Source organism: Burkholderia sp. YHN3-13, from assembly GCF_055810675.1.
This window is the reverse complement of the sequence record NZ_JBVVNQ010000004.1, coordinates 168,033-183,227: the sequence shown is the minus strand read 5'-3', so window position 1 is coordinate 183,227 and position 15,195 is coordinate 168,033. Positions and strand designations below refer to the sequence as shown.

General features: G+C 69.4%; 13 protein-coding genes. 10 read left to right on the top strand and 3 right to left on the bottom strand.

Annotated features, from left to right (window positions below; translation table 11 throughout):
• Positions 1-6: 6 nt before the first annotated feature.
• Both AC0KUR_RS12270 and AC0KUR_RS12265 read left to right on the top strand, forming a co-directional pair.
• Positions 7-1,443, top strand: a complete 1,437-nt coding sequence (locus tag AC0KUR_RS12270; protein WP_124608516.1) for a DUF1254 domain-containing protein — start codon at positions 7-9, stop codon at positions 1,441-1,443.
• Positions 1,444-1,594: 151 nt separating this feature from the next.
• Positions 1,595-5,410, top strand: coding sequence for a DUF748 domain-containing protein (locus tag AC0KUR_RS12265; RefSeq protein ID WP_473375958.1), 3,816 nt, complete (start codon positions 1,595-1,597; stop codon positions 5,408-5,410).
• 56 nt (positions 5,411-5,466) lie between these two features.
• Here the strand turns inward: AC0KUR_RS12265 and AC0KUR_RS12260 are convergent, their stop codons facing one another.
• Positions 5,467-5,688, bottom strand: coding sequence for a hypothetical protein (locus tag AC0KUR_RS12260; RefSeq protein WP_034187681.1), 222 nt, complete (start codon positions 5,686-5,688; stop codon positions 5,467-5,469).
• A 252-nt stretch (positions 5,689-5,940) separates the two neighbouring features.
• Between AC0KUR_RS12260 and AC0KUR_RS12255 the strand changes: the two genes are divergently transcribed.
• The gene (locus tag AC0KUR_RS12255; RefSeq protein ID WP_473375957.1) at positions 5,941-7,617 is read left to right on the top strand and encodes an alkaline phosphatase family protein; all 1,677 of its coding nucleotides are present in this window, start codon (positions 5,941-5,943) and stop codon (positions 7,615-7,617) included.
• 97 nt (positions 7,618-7,714) lie between these two features.
• On the opposite strand, the gene AC0KUR_RS12250 is transcribed toward AC0KUR_RS12255, so the two are convergent.
• The gene (locus tag AC0KUR_RS12250) at positions 7,715-8,611 is read right to left on the bottom strand and encodes a LysR substrate-binding domain-containing protein (protein ID WP_124670392.1); all 897 of its coding nucleotides are present in this window, start codon (positions 8,609-8,611) and stop codon (positions 7,715-7,717) included.
• 162 nt (positions 8,612-8,773) lie between these two features.
• On the opposite strand from AC0KUR_RS12250, the gene AC0KUR_RS12245 reads away from it, so the two are divergent.
• The 6 genes from AC0KUR_RS12245 (at position 8,774) to AC0KUR_RS12220 (ending at position 13,456) form a co-directional block, all read left to right on the top strand.
• Positions 8,774-9,625, top strand: a complete 852-nt coding sequence (locus tag AC0KUR_RS12245; protein WP_059559093.1) for an ABC transporter permease — start codon at positions 8,774-8,776, stop codon at positions 9,623-9,625.
• A gap of 7 nt (positions 9,626-9,632) precedes the next feature.
• Positions 9,633-10,676, top strand: a complete 1,044-nt coding sequence (locus tag AC0KUR_RS12240) for an ABC transporter ATP-binding protein (RefSeq protein ID WP_034187685.1) — start codon at positions 9,633-9,635, stop codon at positions 10,674-10,676.
• A 26-nt stretch (positions 10,677-10,702) separates the two neighbouring features.
• Positions 10,703-11,791, top strand: a complete 1,089-nt coding sequence (locus AC0KUR_RS12235; RefSeq protein WP_034187686.1) for an extracellular solute-binding protein — start codon at positions 10,703-10,705, stop codon at positions 11,789-11,791.
• A gap of 10 nt (positions 11,792-11,801) precedes the next feature.
• Positions 11,802-12,632 (top strand): ABC transporter permease, encoded by an 831-nt coding sequence (locus AC0KUR_RS12230; RefSeq protein WP_034187687.1) that lies wholly within the window; start codon positions 11,802-11,804, stop codon positions 12,630-12,632.
• A 76-nt stretch (positions 12,633-12,708) separates the two neighbouring features.
• Complete coding sequence (locus AC0KUR_RS12225; RefSeq protein WP_124608557.1) at positions 12,709-13,164, top strand: TIGR00725 family protein; 456 nt, start codon at positions 12,709-12,711, stop codon at positions 13,162-13,164.
• Positions 13,165-13,261: 97 nt separating this feature from the next.
• Positions 13,262-13,456: a YqaE/Pmp3 family membrane protein gene (locus AC0KUR_RS12220; protein WP_034187689.1), complete on the top strand. Its 195-nt coding sequence runs from the start codon at positions 13,262-13,264 to the stop codon at positions 13,454-13,456.
• A gap of 18 nt (positions 13,457-13,474) precedes the next feature.
• Here AC0KUR_RS12220 and AC0KUR_RS12215 read toward each other — a convergent pair whose 3' ends face one another.
• On the bottom strand, positions 13,475-14,380 hold the full coding sequence (locus tag AC0KUR_RS12215) for a LysR substrate-binding domain-containing protein (protein WP_473375956.1): 906 nt from the start codon (positions 14,378-14,380) through the stop codon (positions 13,475-13,477).
• A 98-nt stretch (positions 14,381-14,478) separates the two neighbouring features.
• On the opposite strand from AC0KUR_RS12215, the gene AC0KUR_RS12210 reads away from it, so the two are divergent.
• Positions 14,479-15,171, top strand: coding sequence for a hypothetical protein (locus AC0KUR_RS12210; RefSeq protein WP_473375955.1), 693 nt, complete (start codon positions 14,479-14,481; stop codon positions 15,169-15,171).
• The last annotated feature ends 24 nt before the right edge of the window (positions 15,172-15,195 follow it).

Here is a 15,195-nt window from a genome sequence, read left to right as displayed (position 1 = left end):
TAATCGATGATTGAAAACCTGCAGGAATCAGTTTCGCTGCGGCGCGCGTGCGCGTCGCTGGCCATGGCGGTGGTGCTCGCGGGGTGCGCGTCGCAACCGGACGCGATCCAGCGGAAAACCGGCTGGATGCGCGCCGAAGTCGCCGACTCCTATGTCTATGCGTATCCGCTCGTGCTGATGGACGTCGCGAAGGAAGCGGCGACGGGCGGCGACGGCGCGCAACCGGGGCAGGCGCCGCTCAACACGCTGCGCCACGCACAGGCGCTGCCGCCCGTCGGCGCGGTCAATCCGCCGCTACCGGGCGTCGACACGCTCGATTCGACCGGCTGGCTCGACGTCGCCGCCGAACCCGTGATCGTCACGCTGCCCGATACCCGCGGCCGCTACTGGGACGCGCGCGCACTGGACATGTGGACGAACGTGTTGTGGTCGTCGTCGAGCGTCGCGGCGCGGGGTGCCCGCGGCGGCGCGCGGGCGCAAACGATTGCCTTCGCCGCGAAGGACTGGCAGGGCACGCTGCCGAAGGGCGCGCTGCGGGTCGACGTGCCGTCCGCCAACGCGTGGCTCGAAGTGCGGCTGCAGACGAGCGGCGGGCGCGACCTGACGAACGTGAAGAAACTGCAGCGCGCGATTCGCGTGGTGCCGCTGTCTGTTTACACGGGTGCCGCGCGCGGCGCGTCGGTCGCGGTCCATGCGGGCAGTGCGCCGGCCGAAGCGGTGAGCGGCGGCACGCCGGCCGAGCAGGTGGCCGCGCTCGACCCGAAGGCGTTCTTCACGCGCTTCGCGCAGGCGCTGCAGGACAACCCGGCGCCGGCCGACGACGCGCATGCGCAGGAACTCCTCGGGGACATCGGCGTGACGGCCGGCTATCCGGTGCTGTGGACGGGCGACCGCCTCACGGCCGCGACGGCCGGCGTGGCCGAGGCGCGCGCGCGGCTCGTGACGCCGCCGTCGAACCTGCTGAACGCGAACGGCTGGAGCTGGATCGGCGACACGGCCGGCAAGTACGGCCAGGACTACGCGCTGCGCGCCTATGCGGCCTACACGCAGTTCGGCACCGCGACGCGCGACGACGAGACGCTCGCGGTCGTCCGCGTCGACAGCGACGGCCATGCGCTGAACGGCGCGAACCGCTACGTGCTGCATTTCGCGCCGGGTGCGCTGCCGCCGGTGCGCGCATTCTGGACGCTCACGCCCTATACGACGAGCGGCGCGCTGCCCGACGTCGGGTCGGCGCGCCGCTCGCTCGGCGATCGCGACCGGCTGCGCCGCAACCACGACGGCTCGATCGACATCGTCGTATCGGCGTCGCCGGGCGCCGCGCATGCGGGCAACTGGCTGCCGGCGCCGCGCACCGATTTCGCGCTCGCGTTGCGCCTGTACGCACCGAAGCCGCAGGCAAGCGACGGCACGTGGATGCCGCCCGTCGTCGTCCGGAAATGAACGGTTGACCGCCGCGGTTGTCCGACCCGCGGGCGCGGCGGCCGCATCCGACCCTCGTACCGTCATCACCTGAGCCTATACTTTCGGGATAGCGTGCGCGGCCGCCCGGTTGTCCGGCGCGGCCCGGCATCCATTCCCGAGGCATTCAAGCATGGCAAGCGCAGACAAAGAAACCGTACCCTCGACCCTCCATGCCCTCGGTGGCATTGCACGCTCGCGCCGGACCCGGCGTATCGGCATCGGCGTGCTGATCTTCCTCGTATTGTTCGGACTGCTCGGGTTCTTCGCGGCGCCGCCGCTGATCCGCCACGTCGCCGAACAGCAACTGAGCAAGCAGCTCGACCGGCCGGCCACGATCCAGCGCATCGCACTGAACCCGTACACGCTGAACCTCGAGGCCGACGGCATCCACCTCGGCGAGCGCGGCGGCCAGGGCGACTTCATCGACATCGGCAAGCTCGTCGTGAGGCCGTCGTGGTCGTCGCTGTTCCGCGGCGCGCCGATCGTCAACGAAATCCGGCTCGATTCGCCGCGCTTTCACGTCGTCCGCTACGACGCGCAGCGCTTCAACTTCACCGACCTGATCGAGAAGTTCTCCTCCGGGCCGTCGCCGAAGCCCGACAGCAAGCCGACGCAGTTTTCGGTGTCGAACATCCAGGTCAACGACGGCCGGATCGACTTCGACGACCGCCTGCTGAATGAGAAGCACGTGGTCGACAACTGGACGCTCGGAATCCCGTATATCGCGACGCTGGCCTCGAAGACCGACATCTTCGTCGAGCCGAAGCTGCGCGCGCGCTTCGACGGCAGCCCGATCTCGATCGACGGCAAGACCAAGCCGTTCGCGCAGTCGCGCGAATCGGAGGTCGCGCTGAAGTTCGATCGCCTCGACGTGCCGAAGCTGATCTCGTACGTGCCGGCGAAGCTGCCGGTGGCCGTGACGAGCGGCCTGCTGAGCAGCAACCTCACGGTCAATTTCGTGATGAGCGGCGAGACGCCCGCGCTGCGCGTGTCGGGCACCGTCGACCTGAACGACGCGAAGGTGACGGACCTCGCGTCCGCGCCGCTGTTCGCCGCGCGCGGCGTCCACGTCGCGGCGGCCAGCCTCGAGCCGCTTCGCAACGCGATGCACTTCGACGAGATCAGGATCGACCAGCCGGTGGTCGACCTGTCGCGCGACAAGCAGGGTGTGCTGAACGTCGAGAAGCTCGCCGCGCAGCCGGCCGCCGCGCCGAAGGCCGAAGCCGGCAAGCCGGCCGCGTCGGGCGCTGCCGCCGCTTCCGGTGCCGCGGTCGCCGCGGCCAGCGGCGCGAAGGCCGACACCGCCGCCGCCGCCGCGAAGGAAGCGCCGCCGCTCGACCTGACGATCCGTCATTTCGCGATCGACGGCGGCACGGTCAACGTCGACGACCGCGTGCCGGCGACGCCGACCGCGATCTCGCTGACGAAGCTCGCCGCGACGCTCGACGGCTTCTCGCTGCTGGGCAAGACGCCCGCGAAATACACGGTGTCGACGTCGCTGTCGCGCGGTGGCGACCTGACGGCCGAAGGCGCGTTCAGTCTCGCGGCGAAGCAGGCCGACACGAAGCTGACGGTCGCCGCGCTCGCGCTGCCGGCGCTGCAGCCGTACCTCGGCGAGGCGACGCGCGCGCGCGTGCTCGACGGCACGCTCGGCGCGACCGTCAACGCGAAGACCGACTGGGGCAAGACGCCGCTCGCGGCGGAAGTCGCCGACAGCTCGGTCAGCCTGAAAACGCTGAAGATTGCCGCACCCGACAACAAGGCGGCCGCGATCGTGCTGCCCGACGCGAGCGCGAAGATCGCGAAGGTCGACGTTGCCGCGCGCACCGTGGAGATCGCGAGCGTCGACGCGAGCGGGCTGGCACTCGACGTGAAGCGCCTGAAGGACGGCAAGATCGACCTCGCGGCGCTGGCCGAACCCGCGCAGGCGGCCGTGCCGAAGCGCACGGTCGCGCGCAAGGCCGCAGCCGCCGCGCCGACGTGGCACTACCGGATCGACGCGCTGAACGTGAAGGATGCGTCCGCGAACTTCACCGACCTGTCGACGCCGCGCCCGGTGAAGCTGGCGATCAAGCCGCTGGAGCTGTCGGTGCAGAAGCTGAGCGACGACATGACGAAACCGCTGCCCGTGCAGCTGAAGGCGACGCTGAACCGCAAGGGTTCGCTGAACGTGACGGGCGACGTGACCGCGCAGCCGCTCAAGCTCGGCCTGAAGATCAACGGCAACCGGCTGGATGCGGCCGCGTTCGAGCCGTACTTCGGCAGCGCGCTGAACGCGACGATCGCGAGCGCGCTGCTCAACGCGCAGGGCAACCTGACGTTCGCGCAGGTGAAGGACACGCCGCGCGCGACCTATCGCGGCGACGTCGCGCTGGTCGACGTGCGGATGCTCGACAAGGCGACGTCCGACCCGTTCGCGGGCTGGCGCTCGCTCGCGCTGTCGAACCTGAAGGCGAACTACGACGAGAAGGGCACCGATGTCGACGCCGCGCGCGTGACGTTCTCGAACTTCTACGGCCGCGTGCTGCTCGATGCGCAGGGGCGGCTGAACCTGAAGGACGTGGTCGCGAAGGAGACGGGCCCGGCGCAGTCGCTCACGCGCGACGCGAGCAAGGGCGAACCGGTGCCGCTGTCGCCGGGCGTGACGCCGCCCGCCGCCGCGCAGGCCGCATCGGCTGCCGCCGCCCGGCAGGCGTCCGCGCCGGCGGCTGCGTCGGCGACGGTGGTCGTGAAGGCCGCACCGCAACCGCAGAATCCGGTGCGGATGCACTTCGGCCAGCTCGTGCTGCAGGACGGCCGCGTGACCTACACGGACAACTTCATCAAGCCGAACTACACGGCGAACCTCGTCGCGATCAAGGGCACGGTCGGCGCGTTCGGCACGGATTCGACGACGTCCGCGCCGGTCGACGTGGCCGCGAACCTCGCGGGCAACGGCCCGATCTCGATCAAGGGGTCGGTGAACCCGCTGATCGAGAAGCCGGCGCTCGACCTGACGGCCACCGCGCACGACATCGAGCTGACCAACCTGACGCCGTACTCGGCGAAATACGCCGGTTATCCGATCACGAAGGGCAAGCTCAACGTCGACCTGCATTACCAGCTCGCGAACGACCAGCTGTCGGCGAACAACCACATCTTCATCGACCAGCTGACGTTCGGCGACCGCGTCGAGAACGACACCGCGACGAAGCTGCCGGTGAAGCTCGCGATTTCGCTGCTGAAGAACACGCGCGGCCAGATCGACGTGAACCTGCCGGTGTCGGGGTCGCTGTCGAATCCGGAATTCAGCGTCGGCGGGCTGATCTGGCACGCGGTGCTGAACCTGATCGCGAAGGCCGTCACGTCGCCGTTCACGCTGCTCGCGAACGCGTTCGGCGGCGGCGGCGAGGATCTCGGTTACGTCGAGTTCGCGCCGGGTTCGTACGAGCTGACCGACGCGCAGCAGAAGAAGCTCGACACCGTCGTGAAGATGCTGACCGAGAAGTCGTCGATCCGGCTCGACCTGATCGGCCGCGTCGATCCCGCGCAGGACACGCCGGGGCTGCGCGACGCGTACGTCGAGCGTCTGGTGCGCCAGCAGAAGCTGAAGGACGTGGTCGGCCAGGGCGAGAGCATCGATCCGATGTCGGTGAAGGTCGACAAGGCCGAATACTCGAAGTACCTGACGCGCGCGTACAAGGCCGCCGACTTCAAGAAGCCGCGCAACCTGGTCGGGCTGCAGAAGACGCTGCCCGATGCGGACATGAGGCAGGCGCTGGCCGATCACGCGCCGGCCGACGACAACGCGCTGCGTGCGCTCGCGCAGCAGCGCGCGCAGGCCGTGCGCCAGTACCTCGACGGGAAGATCGACTCGAGCCGCGTGTTCGTCGTCGCGCCGAAGCTCGACGCGAAGGGCATCTCGGACAAGGGCGCGACGACCCGCGTCGACTTCGGGCTGCAGTAAGCCTTGCCGCGATCAGCCGCCGCGCCCGCACCGGTCGGGCGCGGCGGCTTTTTTTGTCAGCGCGCGGCGATCGCCGGTTCGCGCTTGTCCAGTTCCTTCCTCGCGGCCAGCGGCAGACGCGCGTCGTCCCACTGCGTCAGCCATTCGACTTCCTTCGCGGTGAACACCTGTCCGTAGTTGCGCAACGCGTACTGCAGCGCGTCGACGACGTGGTGGCGAATGATTTCGGGGGTGCGTGCATCGTCCAGCACGAACCGGAGAGCTTCCAGGGTCGACATACTCGTGCTCCGGGTCAGGGAAAACCCTTTATCACACACCAATAGTCGCGGGCCAAGCCGAAAAAAAATCCGGCCGCACGGGTCGGCGCACGCAAGGGCCGCGTATTGCGACCGATTCTTGTCATTTGCGATTGGTTACGTTTGACAGAGAACAGAAAGCCTCGCTTCATGCGACCGCCGCACGATCCGGCGATATTTTGCGCGCCGGATGGCAAGTCGTGCAGTTCAAACGTCAATCGATGAGGTGGGGTGATGATTTCCAGGTTCGTCAAGCAACGAAACATGGCGGTGATGGTGGCGGGCGCGCTGACGCTCGCAAGCGCGGGCGCGCATGCGGCGCAGCAGGACGGCGACAGCCAGGGCGAGGGCAACGGCCATGCGGGTCGCGTCGTGAAGCACGTGCTGCTGCTGAGCGTCGACGGTCTGCACGAGCAGGATCTCGCGCGCTGCATCGGCGCGAATACGTGCCCGAACATCGCGGTGCTCGCGAAGAGCGGCGTGACGTACGCGAACGCCTATACGCCGGGCCTGTCGGATTCGTTCCCGGGCCTCGCGGCGCTCGTGACGGGCGGCTCGCCGAAGACGGCCGGCCTGTTCTACGACGTGTCGTATGACCGCAACCTGTATGCGCCGAGCGATACGACATGCTCGGGTAAACAGGGCTGGAACGTCGTGTTCGACGAAACGACCGGCATCGACGCGATCGACGGCGGCAAGCTCGTGCACCTCGACGGCGGCGGCGCGTTCAACCCGCAGGCGATTCCGCACGCGCGCGTGAACGGCCGGTGCGTGCCCGTTTATCCGCACAACTACGTGAAGACCAACACGGTGTTCGAAGCCGTGAAGGCCGGCGTGCCGAACGCGCGCACCGCGTGGGCCGACAAGCACGCGTGGGGCTACGACTGGCTGAACGGCCCGTCGGGCACCGGCGTCGACGACCTGATGCGCACCGAGATCAACTCGATCGACCCGGCGACGAACACCGACTACACGGATGTCTACTCGCACACCGCGCGCTTCGACAACCTGCACGTGCAGGCGCTGGTCAACCAGATCGAAGGCCGCGACTCGACCGGCACGAAGAGCGCGCCGGTGCCGACGCTGTTCGGCGCGAACTTCCAGACGCTCAGCGTCGCGCAGAAGTCGCCGGTCGCGAAGGGCGGCGGCTATCTCGATGCCGACTTCACGCCGAACGGGCAGGTCGCGAACGCGATCACGTACGTCGACAACGCGATCGGCCGTATCGTCGCGGCGCTGAAGCAGGCCAACCTGTACGCGTCGACGGCCGTGATCGTCACGTCGAAGCACGGCCAGTCGCCTTCCGATCACACGAAGCTCGTGAAGAACGGCGACACGCTGACGAAGCTGCTCGAAACGAACAACTACCTCGACCCGAACGGCAACTTCGGCCAGAACAGCACGACGACGGGCAACCTGAACGACGGTTCCGGCCTGGTCGGCACGGGCTTCGTGCAGACCGACGACGTCGGCCTGATCTGGCTGCGCGACCGCAGCCAGCGCACGGCCGTGGTCGAGACGCTGAAGGCGAACCTGGGTTGCAACGCGCCGGGAATCTGCGCGGACGGTGCGCAGGCGTCCATCCTGTACGGCGCGGCGCTGGCCGATCGCTTCGGCGATCCGGCCAACGGCCGCTCGCCGGACATCATCGTCCAGCCGAATCCGGGCGTGATCTACACGTCGAGCACGAAGAAGGACGAGGAGCACGGCGGCAACGCGCCGGACGACAGCCACCTCGGCCTGCTCGTGTCGTATCCGGGCGTCCATCGCGCGCGCACCGTGAACGATCTCGTGGGCACGAAGCAGGTCGCGCCGACGATCCTCGCGCTGCTCGGCGCCGACCCGCGCCTGCTGCATGCGGTCGTGGCCGAGAACACACGCGTGCTGCCGGGGCTCGGTATCGGGCGTTGACGCGGCAGGCCGGATGCCGCCGCCGGGCGGCGTCCGGTGCAGCGCGCGTGGCCGGGCGGCGGCGCGCGCCGCTCGTTTTCAGGGCGACGTGGGGCGCCTACGCGCGCCCGGCTTCGTCCAGCATCCAGTCCCTGAACCGTCTCAACGCCTCGCTCGTGTCGAGGCGCTCCGGCGCGTAACACAGGTAATGCCCCTGCGCGTCGACGTCGACCGGTGCGTCGAACGGCTCGACCAGCGTGCCCGCCGCGAGATTGTCGAGAATCAGGAAACGCGGCACGAGGGCCATCCCGAGCCCGGCCTGCGCGGCCTGGATCAGCACCGAATACTGCTCGAAGCGCGGGCCGGCCAGTGCGTTCATCTGCGACGCGCGATGACGCTCCGCCCACGCGGACCACGCGATTTCGGCCTGTTCGTGCACGAGGCGCGGTGCGGCGACCGCATCGGCGGGCGTATGCAGCGCATGCCGGGCGGCGAATTCGCGCGAGCAGACGGGCACGAAGGTGCGTCCACCCAGATAGTCGCTGCGCACCCCTTCCCATCCGCCGTCGCCATAGCGGATCGCCGCGTCGAGTCCGAACGGGAACACGTCGCCGGGCGCGAGATGGCGGCGAAAGCTGAGCGTGACGCCCGGCGCGGCGGCGAGAAAGCGCGTGAGGCGCGGCAGCAGCCACTTGGTCGTGAACGTCGGCACGCTCGCGATCGTCAGCAGGTCGCTGTTCTCGCGCGCGCTCAGCAGCTCGATCGACGCGTTGCCGATTTCGCGCAACGGCCCGACGACGCGTGCGTGATACACCTGGCCCGCCCGTGTGAGCGCGAGGCCGCGCCCCTCGCGCACGAACAGCTTCACGCCGAACAGCGCTTCGAGGTTCGCGATCTGCCGGCTGACCGCGCTCGGCGTCAGGCCCAGTTCGCGGGCCGCGTAGGAGAAGTTCAGGTACTTCGCGGACGCGGCGAATGCGTGCAGCTCCGCCACGTTCGGATACAGGTGCTTCATGGCGGGCTGTTCCGTCCTTGCACAGGTCGATGCGCGCTTTTTACGTTTTTTTCATGACGATGCCATGTCGAAACCGCACACTGCGCCGGCTTCGACAACGCAAGCGGGCCTCGCCCGGCGGGCGTCGCACGAAGTTTTCCCCGATCGTCAGCGAGTGTGCTCATGCATCCGTCAACCGCCCCGGCATTGGCCGACGGTGTTCCGATTCGTCGTAACAGAACAGCGCATCCGCGTGTCGGCCGCCTGCTGCTGCAGGCGCTGCTCGCGGTGTTCGCGCTCTACCTGCTGCTGCCGATCGCGTTGCTGCTGATCGGCTCGGTGGGCGCATCGTGGACGAACACGTTGCTGCCCTCGGGTGTCACCGGGCACTGGTTTGCCGACCTGGCCGCGAACCGGAGCTTCACCCGCGCGTTCGGCGTGAGCTTCATGGTGGCGCTGGCGTGCTGCGCGCTCAACGCGGTGATCGGCCTGCCGCTCGCGTACGCACTGCATCATCGCGCGCAGGCCGGCGGCGGGTTCGCGACGCGCGTCGTGATGCTGATGCCGGTCGCCGTGCCGGCGCTGACGCTCGGTTTCGGCTACATCGCGATCTTCAGCGGCGATACGCTGCCGTGGCTCGGCACGCTGCCGCTGATGATCGCGGCGCACGCGGTGCTGACGTTGCCGTATCTGCTGCAGACGCTGCTCGGCGACCTGCGCCACCTCGGCCTCGCGCGGCTCGAGGCCTGCGCGGCGACGCTCGGCGCGCCGCCGTTGCGCCAGTTCGTCACGATCGTGCTGCCGAACCTGCGGCACAGCCTGTTTTCCGGCCTCGTGATGGTGGCGGCGCTGTCGATCGGCGAATTCCAGATCTCGAATCTGATCGCCGGCTTTCGCTACCGGAATTATCCGATCGTGCTGCTGCAGGCGTTCTACGGCGCGACCGGGATGGCATGCGCGGCCACCGTCGTGCTGCTCGTGCTCGCGGTGCTCGCGACGCTCGTGTCCGTCGGCACCGTGCAACGTCTGAAGTGAGTCATCCATGAGTCTCGAATTCGAACACGTCAGTTTCCAGTATCCGGGCGCCCGCCATGGCGTCGACGACGTCACGTTGTCCGCCGCGCAGGGCGAACTGCTCGCGGTGATGGGGCGCAGCGGCTCCGGCAAATCCACGCTGCTGAGGCTCGCGGCCGGGCTGCTCGACGGCTGGCGCGGCCGCATCGCGATCGGCGGCGCCGACGTGGCCGGCGTGCCCGTGTGGCGTCGCGAAGTGGGGATGGTGTTCCAGCATTACGCGCTGTTCCCGAACCTGTCGGTCGTCGACAACGTCGCGTACGGGCTGCGCATGCGCGGCGTGGCGGCCGACCTGCGGCGCCGGCGCGCGCTCGACATGCTCGAGCGGGTCGGGCTGGCGGCCCATGCGACGCGCGGCGTCGCGATGCTGTCCGGCGGCCAGCAGCAGCGCGTCGCGCTCGCGCGGGCGCTCGTGATCGAGCCGAAGCTGCTGCTGCTCGACGAGCCGCTGGCGGCGCTCGATGCCGGCATCCGCCACCAACTGCGCGACGAGATTCGCGCGCTGCAGCGCGCATGCGGCGCGACGACGCTCTTCGTCACGCACGACCAGGACGAAGCGCTGAGCATGGCCGACCGCGTCGCGATCGTCGACGGCGGCCGCGTGCTCCAGGCCGGCACGCCGCGCGACCTGTACGAACGCCCGGCCACCGCGCAGGTCGCGCGCTTCGTCGGGCATTCGACGCTGCTGCGCGGGCAGGTGCGCGCGCACGGCGAGATCGACGTGCGTTTCGCGACCCTGCGTGCGGAAACGGGTGCGCATCGGCCGGGCGACGCGATCGCGGTGCTCGTGCGGCCCGAGCACGTGCAGGCCGATCCGCCGGCGCACAGCACGAATCGCATCGAAGGCCGCCGCGGCGACGTGCGGTACTTCGGCGCGACGCAGCGCTACGACTTCATTCCGGACGGCTCGGCCGACGTGCTGTTGTGCGAAGGGCGCGAGCCGGCCGTGCGCAGCATCGCGCTCGACCCGCGCCATCTGCTCGTGCTGCCGGCAGCGCCGGACGCGCACTGATTCCTTTCGTTTAACGGAGATTCACGATGCTTGCAGGCTCCCCTCTTGTGAAAGCCATGCGCGCCCGCGTGCTGGCGCTGTGTGCGCTCGCGGCGCTCTCTTGCGCGGCGGCGCAGGCCGCGCCGCTGTACCCGGGCGAAGACGCGCTGTACGCGAAGGCGGCCGACGAAGGGCTCGTCGTGTCGTTCGACACCGGCCCCGAATGGGCGAACTGGAAGGCGCTGTTCGCCGAATTCCGCAAGCGCTATCCGAAGGTCGAGATCACGTACAACGACATCGGCTCGGCCGCGACCGTCGTCGCGCTCGACAAGTCGCGCCGCCGCCCGCAGGCCGACACCGCGTACTACTTCGCGGCGTCGGCGCTCGATGCGGCCGGCAAGGATGTCGTCGCGCCGTTCCGGCCGGTCAATTTCGACAAGCTGCCGGGCGTGTTCCGCGCGACCGACGGCCGCTGGTTCGCCGTGCATTCGCTGAACATCGCGTTCCTCGTCAACCGGAAGCTCGTCAAGAACGTGCCGCAGCGCTGGTCCGACCTGCTGAAGCCCGAGTACCGCAACGCGGTGGTCTATCTCGATCCGCGCTCCACGGGGCAGGGCCAGGTCGCGGTGTTCGCGGCCGCGTATGCGAACGGCGGCAGCGTCGAGAACCCGAAGCCGGGTGCGGATTTCTTCGGCAAGCTGAAGCAGGCCGGCAACGTGCTGCGCGTCGAGGGCACGACGCCGTACGCGAAGTTCGTGAAGGGCGAGATCCCGATCCTGATCGGCTACGAGAACGACGGACTCAAGGCGAAGTACGCGGACGGCATGGGCGACGCGGCCGACATCGTGATTCCGCAGGACGGCAGCGTGTCGGCGCCCTATGCGATGAGTCTCGTGAAGAACGGCCCGAACCCGTCGGCCGCGCAGCTCTGGCTCAACCTGGTGATGAGCGACGTCGGGCAGGCGCTGTTCGCGCAAGGCTACGTGCGCCCGGCCGTGCCCGGCACGCCGGTCGCACCGGAGGTCGCGGCGAAGCTGCCGAACGCGCCGCAGGTGCGCCCGCTCGATGTCGCGAAGGCGGCGGCGCGCAAGGCCGAGGTCGACCAGCTCTGGTCGCAGGCCACGCTCGGCCAGTAAGGGGCACGGAATGCCGGCCTCCTTACCCGCGCGCGGCGTGCTGCGCCGCTTCGGCGCGCTGCCCGCCGCGGCCTTGCTCGCGGTGTGCTTCGTGCTGCCGCTGGCCGCGCTGGTCGGCGCCGCGTTCGACGGCGGCGGCCGTGCGTTCGCGGCGGTGTGGCGCGATCCGCTCGTCGCCGACGCGATCGCGCGCTCGCTCGCGCTGGCGATGAGCGCCGGCACGCTGTCGGTCGGCGTCGGCGTGCCGGTCGCGTTCGCGCTGGCCGGGCAGTCGCCGGCCCGCCGCCATTGGTCGCTCGCGCTGCTCGGCGTGCCGCTCGCGTTCTCCGGGCTGGTGATCGCGTACGGCTTCATCCTCGCGTTCGGTCGCGCGGGCTTCGTGACCACGCTGCTGGCCGCGCTGGGCGCCGATCCGACCGTGGTCGGCGGCGCGATCTACACGATGCCGGGGCTCGCGTTCGCCTACGCGTACTACCTGATTCCGCGCGTCGCGCTGATGATCTACCCGGCGCTCGCGAATCTCGACCGGCGGCCGCTCGACGCCGCGCTGACGCTCGGCGCGCGGCCGTGGCGCGCGTGGCTCGACGTCGCGTGGCGCGAGCTGTGGCCGTCCGTCGCGTCCGCCTGGTGCCTCGTCACCGCGATCGCGCTCGGCACCTACGGCACGGCGATCGCGCTGGCCGGCACGCAGATCAACATCCTGCCGCTGCTGATGTACCTGAAGCTGTCGGACGGGCAAACCGATTTTTCGCAGGCAGCCGTGCTGTCGATCGTGCTGACGGCCATCTGTACCTGCGTTCTGGCACTGGGAGAAGGCCTTGTTCGCCAACGACGTCATTGAATGCGCGTGGTCCGAACCGGCGCGCGACGCGCTCGCGCGGCTGGCGCAGCGGCAACGCGGCACCAGCCGGCACCGGATGCCGGCGGGCCTGATCGGCCCGCGCGACGCGACCGACGAGCAGATGCGCGTCGCGGAACGGATCGCGCACGCGGTGGCGTCGACGGGCGTGGCGCTCGTCGGCGGCGGCAAGCAGGGCGTGATGGAGGCCGCCGCGCGCGGCGCGCATGCGGCGGGCGGCTGCGCGATCGGGCTGTTGCCCGAGGACGATGCGACGCTGGCGAATCCCTACCTGAGCGTCGCGCTGCCGACCGGGCTCGGCATCACGCGCAATGCGCTGGTCGCGCGTGCGTCGCTGTGCCTGATCGCAGTCGGCGGCGGGCTCGGCACGCTGTCCGAAATCGCGCTCGGGTTGCAGTGGGGCAAGCCGGTATTCACGATCTGCGGTGCGCCGCAGGTAGCGGGCGTCGAGTGCTTCGACGAAGCGGACGCGCTCGTCGCGCGCGTCGCGCAGTGGCTGGCGGATTCGGCGTAGCGCCGATGGGGCGCCGGGCACGGGCTTGAAATGACGGGCGCCCCCCGTCATATTGGCTGCGCATCACCCGTTCAACGACGCACCGAGAGGATCGTTCATGCGCCTTCTGCTTGCCCTGCTGCTGCCGTGGTTCCAGTTTTTCACGATCGGCCGCCCGATCGCCGGGATCATCTGCCTGGTCCTGCAAATCACGATCATCGGCTGGCTGCCGGCCGCGATCTGGTCGGTGTATGCGTTGAGCCAGTACAAGACCGACCGCAAGATCGACGCGGCGTTGCGCGAGCGGCGGTGACGCGGGCATCGCCGTCCGTTACCGCGGCGGCGGGCCGTCCAGTTCCTCGGCTCGCGCGAACAGCCAGTCGACGAACGTGCGCAGCGCCGGATCGCCGTCGTTGCGATACAGGCAATGAAACGGCGGCCCTTCCAGGTGCACTTCCGGAAACAGGGCAACCAGCCGGCCGCTCGCGAGCGCGTCGCGCACCACGGCGCGTGGCGCGAGGCACACGCCGAGCCCGCTCGCGGCCGCCTGGATCAACAGGAAGAACTCGCGATAGAACGGCCCGCGCAGCGTTTCGGTGACGTCCGTGCCGGCCTGGTGGAACCAGTATTGCCACGCTTGCGGCAGCCCGGCGTAGTGGAGCAGCGGCGCGTTGCGCAGGTCCGCCGGCACGCGCGCCCGTTCGAGCACCGGATGGCCGGGCGCACACACGGGGAGCGCGACGTTCGCGAGCAGCGGGCGCGACACGAAGCCCTTGCGGCGGAGCTCCGGCGTGTACCGGCGGATCACGATGTCGCACGTTTCGTCGATCTGGTCGCGCTCGGCATCGGCGTTCGTGACGAGTTGTACGTCGATATCGGGATGCGCGGCCTGGAACGCGGCCAGTTGCGTCAGCAACCATCCATGCGCGAACGACACCGAGGCATTGACCCGGATCGCATGGCCGCCGACGGGCTCGAACATCTGCCCGGTCGCCTGCGCGAGCCGTCCGAGGCAGCTCGCGACGTCGACGAGGTAATGCCGCGCGCGCGGCGTGAGCCGCAGCGAACGCCCGTCGCGTTCGAACAGCTTCTGTCCGAAGTACGATTCGAGCACGCGGATCTGCTGCGCGATCGCGCTCTGGGTCACGTTCAGTTCCTCGGCGGCGAGGGTGAGGCTCTGCAGGCGGCCGGCGGCTTCGAAGCTGCGCAGCGCGTTCAGGGGCGGCAATCGGCGCATCGTGAGATCGCGAAGAAAAGCTACACAGTGAGTCTGAAAATGTCGTTTGTCGCGGCTGTGGCGCGTCCCTAAGATGACGCCGACAGGAGAAAACCGCGATGACGATCATAGCGCCCCCCGATTGCCGATCAACAGGAATTCGCCGCCGCCTTCTCGACCGCCGCACGGCGCGGCGCGCGATGCGCCGCTTGGCAGTGGTGCCGCCGGTGCGCGGTCGCGGTGTGCTGGCGCTCGCCTGCGCCGGGCTGCTGGCGATGCTGGCCGGGTGCGCGGCGAAGCCGCAAAACGAACGTCAGATCGGCAGCGGCGGATCGCTGGTGCGCTACAGCGTCAGCCAGACCGAAGTCGACCTGACGGACAGCGAACAGCAGACGCTGCGCATGATGAGCGATCGTCGTTATGCGGGGGCGACGCAGGCGCGCACGCTCGACGCGGCGGCGGCCGTGCTGCGCGCGCAGGGCTATGCGCCGGTGACGGTCGATCGCGATATGGGGCTGATCGAAGGCGGCCGCAGCGACACGCTGGTTCCGAAGTGGCGGCAACTGCTGCGCGGCGCGCTGAAGGCGAGGATCGGCGGCTTGCCGGCCAAACCGGATCACGAGCGCGTGGCCGCCGTCGTCGCGGTTCGCGTGACGCCGGCGCGCGACGCGATCGTGCGCGCGCGTTTCGACCGCACGGTATGGGACAGCAACGGCGATTCGCGGATGAAGACCGTCGTCGAGCCCGATTACTACCGGGCCTTCTTCAGCGCGATGGACAAGGCGATGTGCACGACGTCGTGCGAGCGGTGACCGGCTCGAAGCCGCGACCGCCAA

Coding starts and splice junctions, on each gene's coding strand:
- AC0KUR_RS12230 (WP_034187687.1), top strand. CDS start 11,802: ATGCCGGCCTCCTTACCCGCGCGCGGCGTGCTGCGCCGCTTCGGCGCG.
- AC0KUR_RS12215 (WP_473375956.1), bottom strand. CDS start 14,380: ATGCGCCGATTGCCGCCCCTGAACGCGCTGCGCAGCTTCGAAGCCGCC.
- AC0KUR_RS12250 (WP_124670392.1), bottom strand. CDS start 8,611: ATGAAGCACCTGTATCCGAACGTGGCGGAGCTGCACGCATTCGCCGCG.
- AC0KUR_RS12260 (WP_034187681.1), bottom strand. CDS start 5,688: ATGTCGACCCTGGAAGCTCTCCGGTTCGTGCTGGACGATGCACGCACC.
- AC0KUR_RS12245 (WP_059559093.1), top strand. CDS start 8,774: ATGCATCCGTCAACCGCCCCGGCATTGGCCGACGGTGTTCCGATTCGT.
- AC0KUR_RS12210 (WP_473375955.1), top strand. CDS start 14,479: ATGACGATCATAGCGCCCCCCGATTGCCGATCAACAGGAATTCGCCGC.
- AC0KUR_RS12225 (WP_124608557.1), top strand. CDS start 12,709: ATGCCGGCGGGCCTGATCGGCCCGCGCGACGCGACCGACGAGCAGATG.
- AC0KUR_RS12265 (WP_473375958.1), top strand. CDS start 1,595: ATGGCAAGCGCAGACAAAGAAACCGTACCCTCGACCCTCCATGCCCTC.
- AC0KUR_RS12235 (WP_034187686.1), top strand. CDS start 10,703: ATGCTTGCAGGCTCCCCTCTTGTGAAAGCCATGCGCGCCCGCGTGCTG.
- AC0KUR_RS12220 (WP_034187689.1), top strand. CDS start 13,262: ATGCGCCTTCTGCTTGCCCTGCTGCTGCCGTGGTTCCAGTTTTTCACG.
- AC0KUR_RS12240 (WP_034187685.1), top strand. CDS start 9,633: ATGAGTCTCGAATTCGAACACGTCAGTTTCCAGTATCCGGGCGCCCGC.
- AC0KUR_RS12255 (WP_473375957.1), top strand. CDS start 5,941: ATGATTTCCAGGTTCGTCAAGCAACGAAACATGGCGGTGATGGTGGCG.
- AC0KUR_RS12270 (WP_124608516.1), top strand. CDS start 7: ATGATTGAAAACCTGCAGGAATCAGTTTCGCTGCGGCGCGCGTGCGCG.